Origin of the sequence: Azospirillum sp. TSH58, assembly GCF_003119115.1 — a bacterium.
Taxonomy (GTDB): Bacteria; Pseudomonadota; Alphaproteobacteria; order Azospirillales; family Azospirillaceae; genus Azospirillum.
Map to the genome: position 1 here is coordinate 99,655 of NZ_CP022369.1, position 11,026 is coordinate 110,680.

8 protein-coding genes are annotated in these 11,026 nt (G+C 71.1%); 4 read left to right on the forward strand and 4 right to left on the reverse strand.

Annotated elements, in window-relative coordinates; all coding sequences use genetic code 11:
* Positions 1–100: 100 nt before the first annotated feature.
* The 3 genes from TSH58p_RS30785 to TSH58p_RS33460 form a co-directional block, all read right to left on the reverse strand.
* The gene (locus tag TSH58p_RS30785; protein WP_109067955.1) at positions 101–1,396 is read right to left on the reverse strand and encodes an O-acetylhomoserine aminocarboxypropyltransferase/cysteine synthase family protein; all 1,296 of its coding nucleotides are present in this window, start codon (positions 1,394–1,396) and stop codon (positions 101–103) included.
* Positions 1,393–2,520 (reverse strand): isopenicillin N synthase family oxygenase, encoded by a 1,128-nt coding sequence (locus tag TSH58p_RS30790; RefSeq protein ID WP_109469628.1) that lies wholly within the window; start codon positions 2,518–2,520, stop codon positions 1,393–1,395. Before TSH58p_RS30790 ends, TSH58p_RS30785 begins: the two co-directional genes overlap by 4 nt.
* A 70-nt stretch (positions 2,521–2,590) precedes the next feature.
* Positions 2,591–2,779 carry a hypothetical protein gene (locus tag TSH58p_RS33460; RefSeq protein ID WP_146205809.1) on the reverse strand — a complete coding sequence of 63 codons (189 nt, stop codon included), beginning with the start codon at positions 2,777–2,779 and terminating at the stop codon, positions 2,591–2,593.
* Positions 2,780–3,144: 365 nt separating this feature from the next.
* Between TSH58p_RS33460 and TSH58p_RS30795 the strand changes: the two genes are divergently transcribed.
* Genes TSH58p_RS30795 through TSH58p_RS30805 form a run of 3 tightly spaced genes read left to right on the forward strand, consistent with a single transcriptional unit; the run spans position 3,145 to position 7,900 of the window.
* Entirely contained in the window at positions 3,145–4,791 is a 1,647-nt protein-coding gene (locus TSH58p_RS30795) for an ABC transporter substrate-binding protein (RefSeq protein ID WP_109067957.1), read from the forward strand.
* A gap of 26 nt (positions 4,792–4,817) precedes the next feature.
* Entirely contained in the window at positions 4,818–7,145 is a 2,328-nt protein-coding gene (locus TSH58p_RS30800) for a molybdopterin-dependent oxidoreductase (protein WP_109067958.1), read from the forward strand.
* The gene (locus TSH58p_RS30805; RefSeq protein ID WP_109067959.1) at positions 7,142–7,900 is read left to right on the forward strand and encodes an SDR family NAD(P)-dependent oxidoreductase; all 759 of its coding nucleotides are present in this window, start codon (positions 7,142–7,144) and stop codon (positions 7,898–7,900) included. The genes TSH58p_RS30800 and TSH58p_RS30805 overlap by 4 nt, the downstream gene beginning before the upstream one ends.
* A 6-nt stretch (positions 7,901–7,906) precedes the next feature.
* Here the strand turns inward: TSH58p_RS30805 and TSH58p_RS30810 are convergent, their stop codons facing one another.
* Positions 7,907–8,749 (reverse strand): creatininase family protein, encoded by an 843-nt coding sequence (locus TSH58p_RS30810; protein ID WP_109067960.1) that lies wholly within the window; start codon positions 8,747–8,749, stop codon positions 7,907–7,909.
* Positions 8,750–8,919: 170 nt separating this feature from the next.
* Here TSH58p_RS30810 and TSH58p_RS30815 point away from each other — a divergent pair, with 170 nt between their 5' ends.
* Positions 8,920–11,016, forward strand: a complete 2,097-nt coding sequence (locus TSH58p_RS30815; protein ID WP_109469629.1) for a hydantoinase/oxoprolinase family protein — start codon at positions 8,920–8,922, stop codon at positions 11,014–11,016.
* The last annotated feature ends 10 nt before the right edge of the window (positions 11,017–11,026 follow it).

An 11,026-nucleotide genomic window follows, 5' to 3' on the forward strand; every position in this document is an offset into this window, starting at 1 on the left:
AGAAATATGTGGGCCTGTAAAAATTCCGGCCGGCACGCCCCGATGAAGGGACGGTGCCGGCCGTGATCCGCGCGTTCTGTGGTTTATCGGACGGCGATCCTCACGCCTCCGCCAGCGCCTGCTCCAGGTCGGCGATGATGTCGTCCGGATGCTCGATGCCGATGGACAGGCGGACGTAGCCGGGCGTCACGCCGCTGGCGCGCTGGTCGTCCGCGGACAGCTGGGAATGGGTGGTGGTGGCCGGATGGATGGCGAGCGACCGCGCGTCGCCGATGTTGGCGACGTGGTAGAACAGCTTCAGCGCGTCGATGAACCGCCGTCCCGCCTCCGCACCGCCGGCCAGCTCGAATCCGACCAGCCCGCCATAGCCGCCCTTCAGGTAGGCGTCCGCCCGGCGCCGGGCCTCGCCCTCCTGAAGGCCGGGGAAGATGACCGACGTCACCTTCGCGTGCGCCTTCAGGTAATTCGCCACGAGGATGGCGTTGGCGTTGTGCTGGCGGATGCGCAGGGGCAGCGTCTCCAGCCCCTGGATCAGCTGGAAGGCCGACTGCGGGCTGAGCGCCGCGCCGATGTCGCGCAGCAGGGTGACGCGGGCGCGCAGCGCGTAGGCGATGGGGCCGAGCGGCTTGGCCGCCTCCGTCCAGATGGCGCCGTGATAGCTGGGGTCGGGCTGGGTCAGCAGCGGGAAGCGGGCGGCGTGGGCCTCCCACGGGAAGGTGCCGCCGTCGATCAGGACGCCGCCGATGGTGGTGCCGTGCCCGCCGATGTATTTGGTCGCCGAATAGAGCGTCACCGCCGCGCCATGCTCGAAGGGCCGCACGGTCAGCGGGGCCGCCGTGTTGTCCACGATCAGCGGCACGCCGAGTTCCCGGCCGATGTCGGCGACCTCGCGGATCGGGAAGACGTTCAGCTTCGGGTTCGGCAGCGTCTCGGCGTAGTAGGCGCGGGTGCGGTCGTCGGTGGCGCGGCGGAAATTCTCCGGGTCGGCCGGATCGACGAAGCGCGCCTCGATGCCGACCTGCTTCAGCGTGTTGGCGAACAGGTTCCAGGTGCCGCCGTAGAGGTCGGTCGAGGTGACGATGTTGTCGCCGGCCTGCGCCAGATTCAGCACCGAATAGAAGGAGGCCGCCTGGCCGGACGCGACCGCCACCGCCGCCGCCCCGCCCTCCAGGACGGCGAGCCGCTGCTCCAGCGCATCGACCGTCGGGTTGGTGACGCGGCTGTAGATGTTGCCCAGTTCCTCAAGCGCGAACAGGCGCTGGGCGTGGGCGGTGTCCTGGAACTGGTAGGAGGTCGTCTGGTGGATCGGCACCGCGACGGACCCGGTGACGGGATCGGCACGGAAGGCGCCGCCATGGATGGCCAGGGTTTCGAAACGCGGCGAACGGTCGGTCATCGGGTGTGCTCCCTCTTCGGAGATTCGGAGGTTGGATGGCGGTCAGGCGGGGGGCCGACGAGATCGGCGTAATGGCGCTGCGCCACGTCGGGGTGGGAGCGCAGGCGGCTTTTCAACGTGTTCTCGCCGACCGACGCGAACAGGGGATTCAGCGGGTCCTGCTCCGGCCCCCGCGCCTCGGCGGCCAGATCGTCCGGCAGCGGCAGCACCGGCACGCGGACGTCCAGCCCGGCCCCCAGGAAGAAGGCGGTCGACAGCCGGTCCACCCCCGCCGGCGGCGTCACCACCCGATGCACCGCGGCGCGGAAGTAGCCGTTGGTCGCCAGTTCCAGCAGTTCGCCGGCGTTGACGACGAAGGTGCCGGGAACCGGCGGGACATCGGCCCAGCCCCCGTCCGTCTCAGCCTGCAAGCCGCTCTGGCGGTGCTGGAGAACCAGGGTCAGCAGGCCGCTGTCCTTGTGCGGCCCGACGCCCTGCCCCTCTCCGTCGTCGGATGCGCCATCGTCGGGCGCGATGGCGTCATGACCCGGATAGCGGATCAGCTTGATGAGCTGGGTCGGCCGGTCGGTGAGGATCGGCGCAAAGGCGTCCTCCGGCAGGCGCAGGGCGACCGCCACGGCCGACAGCAGGCGCCGCGACAGCGCCGTCAGCTCCTCCTGCAGGCGCAGCACCGCCGGGCGCAGGCCCGGCAGGGCGTCCGGCCATTGGTTGGGACCCTGCAGGCGGACCCAGGGCGGCGACCCCGGCCCCCAGGGCAGGGCCTCCCGCTCGGACCCGACGTCCAGCTGCTCGCGCCAGTCGGCGCGGCCGCGGGTCCGCTCCCAGCCGGCGCGGGTGTAGCCGCGGAAATGGGGCGAGTTGACCATCTCGATGGACAGCTTGTCGCGCTCCGGCAGCGTGAAGAAAGCGCGCGACAGGTCGAAGACCGCGTCGAGGAAGGCCGCATCGACGCCGTGTCCGGTCACGTAGAAGGCGCCGAAGCGGCGAATGGCCGCGCGCAGGTCCGAGAGGAACAGGGTGCGATCGGCGGCGCCGCCGTCCAGGCGCGCGAGATCGAGAATCGGCAGCGGCGGCCGGTCGGCCGGAGAGGAGGTCGTGGTCACAAGGGTCTCCTTTGCGGGCATGCGTTCGGGAACGCCCGCCTGCGTGCGGCGAACGGAAGGATCGGGGGCCGTGGATTCGGGAACGGTGCGCTCAGCCGGTGCGGCGGGCCTTCAGCCAAGCGCCGCGCATCTGCGCCCAGAGTCCGCCGGCCGGAGCGTGGAAAGCCTGACACTCCGCCCCGGCACAGATCCCCATGGCTTCGGGAAGCGGAACCCAGACCGTTCCAGGGTCGGACGCTGCGGAAGCGGAGGCCGGGCGGGCCGTCGGGGGGTTGGCCATGACGTCTTTCCAGGGCAATGGCGGGGCGGCGTCACCGGGGTGCCGACACCCCGCGGAAGCCGTGGTTCCCAGCCATCATTGCCCGTCGGCCGCTCATTGTCTACATAATTTATGGGTTTATGGCACCGTAAATCACATATTTGACTTCGGCATTGTGTTGTTTCTTGTCGAAGCGCCGCTTGTTGGCCCGCGCGGGGGCGGCGCGGAAAGAGCCCTGCCTGCAAAAAAGCCTGCATACGATGATACACACTTGACCCGCCAAATACTCCACTATGATACTAGATATATAGGGTTTTAAGACCAAAAAATGATGTGAATTCGGACGGCGCCGCCGATCCGGATCCACCGGATCGCAGGAATCCCGGATGACGACCTCTCACACCCCCTCCGCCCCCTCGCTTCCCCGTGCGCGGGGCGCCCGCGCGCTGATCGCCGCCGGTCTGCTGGCGCTGCTGGGCGGCGCGTCACAGGCCGACGCTCAGACCGCCACCCCGCAACGCGGCGGCACGCTGACCGCCGTTGTTCAGCCGGAACCGGTGGCCTTGTCCGCCGCCATCAACTTCGCGCTGCCCAACAGCGTGCTCGCCGGCAACATCTTCGACGGTCTGGTCGATTACGACCTCGACCTGAACCCGAAGCCGTCGCTGGCCGAACGCTGGGAGGTGGCGCCGGATGGCCTGTCGATCACCTTCTTCCTGCGCAAGGGCGTGACGTGGCACGACGGCCATCCCTTCACCGCCGCCGACGTGAAGTGGACGCTGGAGAATGTCTGGAAGACCATCCACCCGCGCAATCAGGCCATCTTCGGCCGCGTCACCCAGGTGGACACGCCGGACGACCACACGGTGATCCTGCGCCTCAGCGAACCCTCGCTCGCCATCCTCAGCGCGGTCAACGCCAACGGCGCCCAGGTGCTGCCCCGGCATCTCTACGAAGGCACCGACATCGTCAACAACCCGCACAACCTGAAACCCGTCGGCACCGGCGCCTTCGTCTTCAAGGAATGGGTCCGGGGCGACCACATCATCCTGGAGCGCAACCCGAATTACTGGGACGCCGGGAAACCCTATCTGGACCGCATCGTCTTCAAGGTCATCCCGGACGCCACCGCCCGCGCCGCCGCCCTGGAGAAGGGCGACGTCCAGTACGCCGTCTTCAGCCCGGTTCCCCTCCGGGACGCCGAACGGCTCGGCAAGCTGCCCAATCTGAAGATCGAGACGCGCGGCTACGAATGGCTGTCGCCCTGGATGTTCCTCGACCTGAACCTGGACAACGCGTATCTCAAGGACCTGCGGGTGCGCCGGGCCATCGCCCACGCCATCGACCGCAAGGCGATCGCCACCATCGTCTGGTACGGCTTCGCCAAGCCCGCCATCAGTCCGGTGCCCTCGACCCTGGCCGCCTTCCACGACGCCACCGTCCCGCAGTACGACTTCGACCCGAAGAAGGCCGAGGCCCTGCTCGACGACGCCGGCTTCAAGCGCGGCGCCGACGGCGTGCGCTTTGCGCTGCATGAGGATTTCCTGCCCTACGGCGACGATTACAAGCGCACCGGCGAATACATCAAGCAGGCGCTGAAGCGCGTCGGCATCGAGGTGACCATCCGCAGCCAGGACACCGCCGCCTATCTGAAGCGCATCTACGGCGACCGCGATTTCGACATCAACGGCGTCTGGCTGGCCGCCTTCTCCGACCCCCAGGTCGGCGTGACGCGCGCCTACGCGTCGGAATGGATCGGCAAGGGCACGCCCTGGACCAACGGCAGCGGCTACCGCAACCCGGCGCTGGACGCGCTGATCGCGCGGGCGAAGGTGCAGGCCGACCAGCAGGACCGCATCGCCACCTTCAAGGAGTTCCAGCAGATCGTGCAGACCGACCTGCCGTCGATCCCTCTGGCCGAGCTGCGCTTCTTCACGGTCCACGCCGCCAGCCTGAAGGACGTGGTGACCACCGCCGACCAGGTCTACGGCTCTCTGAAGAACGCCTGGTTCGACAAGAGCCCGACGAACTGACGCGCCCCCCGAACGCGAAGGCAACAATGCTCACCGCCACCCATTGGGGCGTCTACCGGCCGCGCGTCGAGCGCGGCCGGCTCACCGCGCTCGACCCCGCGCCATGGGACACCGATCCGTCGCCGATCGGCCGCTCCATGGTGGAGGGAATCACCGCCTCCAGCCGCATCCGCCGCCCGGCGGTGCGCGCCGGCTGGCTGCGCGCCAGCCCGGATTCACGCCCGGATTCACGAGAGGGGCGCGGACGGGAACCCTTCGTCGAGGTGCCGTGGGACGAGGCGCTCGACCTCGTGGCCGGGGAGTTGGAGCGGGTCCGCCGCATCCACGGCAACACGGCGATCTACGGCGGCTCCTACGGCTGGGGCAGCGCCGGCCGGTTCCACCACGCGCAGAGCCATATCCACCGCTTCATGAACACGGTGGGGGGCTGCGTCACCCACCGCGACAGCTATTCCCTGGGGGCGGCGCGCGTGCTGCTGCCGCACATCCTGGGCACCATCGACGACCTGCTGCCCGCCCAGACGGCCTGGAGCAGCCTGGAACGGCACGGCGAGCTGTTCGTCGCCTTCGGCGGCCTGCCGGCGAAGAACGCGCAGGTCGGCTCCGGAGGGGCGAGCGACCACATCCTGCGGCCGGCGCTGCGCCGCCTGCGCGCCGCGGGGGTGCGCTTCGTCAACGTCAGCCCGGTCCGCCAGGATCTGGAGGACGTGCCGGAGGCGGAATGGCTGGCCATCCGGCCGGGCACCGACGCGGCGCTGATGCTGGCGCTGAGCCACACGCTGGTGACGGAGGGGCTGCACGACCCGGACTTCCTCGACCGCTGCACGGTGGGCTTCGAGCCCTTCCGCCGCTACCTGCTGGGGGAAGCGGACGGCCAGCCGAAGGACGCCGGATGGGCCGCGGCGATCACCGGCCTTCCGGCCGGGTCCATCCGGGATCTGGCGCGCCGCATGGCGTGGCACCGCACGACGGTGAACGTCGCCTGGTCGCTGCAGCGGGCCGTCCATGGCGAGCAGCCTTTCTGGGCGGCGGTGGCGCTGGCGGCCCTGCTCGGCCAGATCGGCACGCCGGGCGGCGGGCTCGGCGTCGGCTACGGCACCCTGAACGGCCACGGATCGGACCGGCGCGTCTTTTCCGGGCCGCGGCTGCCGCAGGGAACGAATCCGGTGTCCGCCTTCATCCCGGTGGCGCGCATCGCCGACCTGCTGCTGAATCCCGGCGGCGGCTGCGCCTACGACGGGCGGTGGGTGGACTATCCCGACATCCGGCTGGTCTATTGGGCGGGCGGCAACGCCTTCCACCACCACCAGGACCTCAACCGCCTGATCCGGGCGTGGCGCCGCCCCGAGACGGTCGTGGTGCAGGACCCTTTCTGGACCGCCCAGGCGAAGTTCGCCGACATCGTGCTTCCCGCCACCACACCGCTGGAGCGGGACGACATCGGCGGCTCGGCGGGCGACCGCTTCCTGATCGCCATGAAGCGCGCGGTTCCGCCGGTCGGCGAGGCGCGCGACGATTACGCCATCTTCTCCGCCCTGGCCGAACGGCTGGGTGTGGAGGACGCCTACACGGACAAGCGCAGCGTGGAGGACTGGCTGCGCCACCTCTACGAGGAGTCCCGCGGGCGCGCCGAACGGGCCGGGGTGGAACTGCCGCCCTTCGACCGTTTCTGGGAGGACGGGCTGTTCGAAATCCCGCCCGCACCGGAGAAGGTGTTCCTGAAGGCCTTCCGCGCGGACCCGGAGCGCTCTCCGCTGTCCACCCCGTCGGGACGGATCGAGATCGCCAGCGCCACCATCGCGGGGTTCGGGATTCCCGACTGCCCCGGCCACCCGGTCTGGCTGGACCCGCCGGCCGACCTGCGCCCGTCGGCGGCGCATCCCCTGCATCTGCTGTCGAACCAGCCGCGGACCCGGCTGCACAGCCAGTACGACCACGGAACGGTCAGCCGGGCCTCGAAGATCGCCGGGCGGGAGCCGATCCTCATCAACCCGCGGGACGCCGCCGCCCGCGGCATCGCCGACGGCGACGTGGTGCGGGTGTTCAACGGGCGGGGCGCCTTCCTGGCGGGCGCCGTCCTCAGCTGGGGCATCCGGGCCGGGGTGGTTCAGATCGCCACCGGCGCCTGGTACGACCCGCTCGACCCCGGCCGCGACGGCAGCGCGGACAAGCACGGGAATCCCAATCTGGTGACGCCGGACGTCGGTGCCTCCGGCCTCTCCCAGGGCTGCGCGGCGCAGAGCGCCGCCGTGGAGGTCGAGCGCTGGCACGGCGCGGTCCCGCCCGTCACCGCCTTCGATCCTCCGCGCTTCGCGGCGCGGGACGGAACGGATCAATCCGGAGAGCGCGCATGAGGCTGAAGGACAGGATCGCCCTGGTCACCGGCGGGGCGCGGGGCATTGGCCTCGCCATCGCCCGCGCCCTGACGGCGGAAGGGGCGGTGCCGGTGGTCGCCGACATCGACGGGGACGGCGCCCGCGCGGCGGTGGAGACGCTCGACCATCGGAACGGGCTGGCGCTGGCGCTGAACGTGGCCGACGCGGAGTCGGTCGCGGCGTCCATCCACGCCGTCACGGACCGCTACGGCCGCCTCGACATCCTCGTCAACAACGCGGGCATCGGCAGCAGCACGCCCTTTCTGGATGTGCGGCTGGAGGACTGGAACCGCACCATCGCGGTGAACCTGACCGGCGCCTTCCTGGTGGCCCAGGCCGCCGCCCGCGTGATGGCCGGGCACGGCGGGGGACGGATCGTCAACGTCACCTCCCCCTCCGGACAGCGCGGCGGGCGCGGGCGGGCGGCCTATGGGGCGTCGAAGGCCGGGCTCGAGCTGCTGACCAAGGTCATGGCGGTGGAACTGGCCGAGCATGGCATCTCCGTGAACGCCATCGCCCCCGGCCCGATCGAGACGGAGATGGTCCGCCACGCCCACGACGCCGAGACCCGCGCCGCCTACAGCCGGCTGATCCCCATGGGGCGTTACGGCCATCCGGAGGACATCGGCGCGGCGGCCGTCTTCCTGTGCTCCGACGAGAGCCGCTATGTGCACGGCCATGTCCTGAACGTGGACGGCGGTTTCGGCAGCGCCGGCCTGATGACCAACAAATAGGGGGCGTCAGGGCACCCGCGCGGCGAAATGCTCCGTGAAGCGGGTCACCCGCTCCACCAGCCGATCCATCAGGGCGGCCCCGGTCTCCGGCGAACTCAGCCGGGCATCGCCGTGCAGCACGGCGTTCGGCGAGATCTCGTCCACGGCGACGGGAACCGACACCTCCGCCCCCTCGAAGGACACGGTGCCGAAACCGGCCATCGGCAGATCGAGAACCCGGCCGGGAGCGATCGGCTCGGGCACGAGGTCCGGCCGGACAAGGTCCGGGAAGAGATGCCAGTAGACGCTGGTCAGCGGGTCCGCCCCATGCCCGCTGGCGCGCTTCGCCGTCTCCGGTCCCAGGATCTCCGGCAGCAGGGCGTAGCCGATGCGCCAGAGATACAGGCTGGGCACCAGCACCTTGCGGCGGCGGTAGAGGGTCCGGGTCACGTCGTTGACCGGCTCCACGTTGCCGCCATGGCCGTTCAGGACGATCAGCCGGTCGATCCCCTGGTCCACGAGGCTGGCGAAGATGTCCTCCAGCACCGCCCGCATCGTCGTCTGGGACAAGGCGATGCCGCCCACCGTGGTGGCGAAGAAGTTGCCGCCGCCGAACGGCAGCGTCGGCGCCACGTAGGTCTCCACCCCGCGCGCCGTCGCCCGCGCCGCCACGCGGTCGGCGATGGCGCCGGCGGCCAGATGGTCGCCCATCGGGGCGTGCGGTCCCTGGTCCTCGTGGCTGCCCAGCGGCAGCAGCACGACCGGCCGGCGCGCGAAGACCGTCCGCGCCTCCTCCGCCGTCAGCTCGGCGAGCCGCCTCTTGTCCGTTTCCACCCCGATCGCCTGACCGGTCCCGCGCTCCTGCGCCATGCCGGGCCGCCTTTCTATTCGCTCAATGAATAAGGATTTCAAATCCTCGAATCCGCACCCCACCCCTGTCAACGGGTTTTGTGATTTTAAATTCGATTCCCTACTTGACAGATATTTTTTCGGCGCCCACGCTATGAAGCAGATATCAAATTCGCTGTGCAAATTCAAAAATGCCCTCCTCCCGACCCGCCGAGACCGCCCCGACCGACAGCCGGCCCGGCTTCGATATCGGCTTCGACGTTGGCGGAACCTTCACCGACTTCGTGCTCCAGGACCGGGCGACGCGCCGCGTCCACAGCTTCAAGCTGCCCTCGACCCCCCACGATCCCTCGCTCGCCATCGAGGAGGGGCTGTCACGGCTGCTCGCCCCGCACGGGGCCGACGCGGTGGGGGTTGTCCGGCTCGGCCACGGCACGACGGTCGCCACCAACCTGATCATCGAGCGCAAGGGCGCCCGCACCGGGCTGCTGACCACCCGCGGCTTCCGCGACGCGCTGGAGATCGGGCGGCAGACCCGCCCGCACCTCTACGACCACCGGGTCACCCGTCCGCCGCCGCTGGTGCCGCGCGCCGACCGCATCGAGGTGGCGGAGCGGGTCGGCGCCGACGGCGCGGTGATCGTCCCGCTGGACGAGGCGGGGGTGGAGGAGGCCGCCCGCCGTTTCGCCGCGGCGGGGGTGGAGGCGGTGGCCGTCTGCTTCCTGCACAGCTACCGCTTCCCCGACCACGAGCGGCGGGCGCGGGCGATCCTGGAGCGGGCGCTGCCCGGCGTCTATGTCAGCCTGTCGTACGACGTGCTTCCGGAATTCCGGGAGTACGAGCGGCTGTCCACCACCGTGCTGAACGCGGCGGTGGGGCCGCGCATGGGCGGCTATCTCGACCGCTTCCTCGCGTCGGCGCGGCGGCTGGGCATCGCGGCGGAGCCGCAGACCGTCCATTCCAACGGCGGGCTGATGTCCCCCGCCGCGGTGCGCGAGCGCCCCGTGCGCACCTGCCTGTCCGGTCCCGCCGCCGGGGTGATCGGCAGCGCGGAGATCGGGCGGCTGGCCGGTTTCCCCGACCTCGTCACCTTCGACGTGGGCGGCACCTCCACCGACGTCTCGCTGATCGACGGGGGGCGGCCCCTGTTCACCTCCGAGCGGCTGGTCGCCGGCTATCCGGTGAAGACGCCGATGGTGGACATCCACGTCATCGGGGCCGGCGGCGGCAGCATCGCGCGCATCGACGCGGCCGGCGCGCTGAAGGTCGGCCCGGACAGCGCCGGGGCCGCTCCCGGTCCCGCCGCCTACGGCCGCGGCGGCACGGAGCCGACCATCACCGACGCCAACCTCTGCCTGGGGCGGCTCGACCCCGCCGCTCTGCTCGGCGGGCGGCTGGCGGTGGACGCCGAGGCCGCCCGCGCCGCCATCCGCCGCCGCGTCGCCGAGCCGCTGGGTCTGACGCCGGAGGAGGCGGCGCACGGCATCCTGCGCATCGCCAACGCCGCCATGGGGCGGGCCATCCGCTCCATCTCCACCGAGCGCGGGCACGACGCCCGCCGCTTCGCCCTGTTCGCCTACGGCGGCGCCGGCCCGCTGCACGCGGCGGAGCTGGCCGCCGACTGCGGCATCCGCACCGTGCTGGTCCCGCCGGAGCCGGGCACGCTGTGCGCCCGTGGCATCCTGCTGTCGGACATCGGCATGGATTTCGTGCGCAGCGCCATGGAACGGGTCGACGCTTCCTCCTGGCCCACCCTGAACGCGCTGTTCGCGGAGCTGCGGGAGGAGGCGTCCGGCTGGCTCGACCGCGAGGGGATCGCGCCCGCCGACCGCGCCTTCCATCGCAGCGTCGAGGCCCGCTACGAGGGGCAGAACTTCGAGATCCCGGTGCCCGCCGACGATCTGGACTCGCTCGGACCGGAGGGCTTCGCGGAGCGCTTCCGCGCCGTCCACCGGCGCACCCATGGCTACGATGTGGCCGGACGGGCGGTGGAGGCGGTGAACCTGCGCCTCCAGGCGGTCGGTCGGGTGGAGAAGAGCGCCCTGTCGCCGCCGCCCTCCGGCACCGCCGTCCCCGCCCCGCGCGCCCGCCGCCCGGTCTATGCCGGCCCGGCGGCGGGCTGGGTCGACACGCCGGTCTACGACCGCGCCAGCCTGCCCGCCGGCTTCTCCCTGGCCGGCCCCTGCGTCGTGGAGGAGATGAGCGCCACCACCCTGGTGCTGCCGGGCCAGAGCCTGCGGGTCGATCCGCTGGGCACCCTCGTCATCGCCATTCCCGCCGCCGTCTGACCCCGGACCG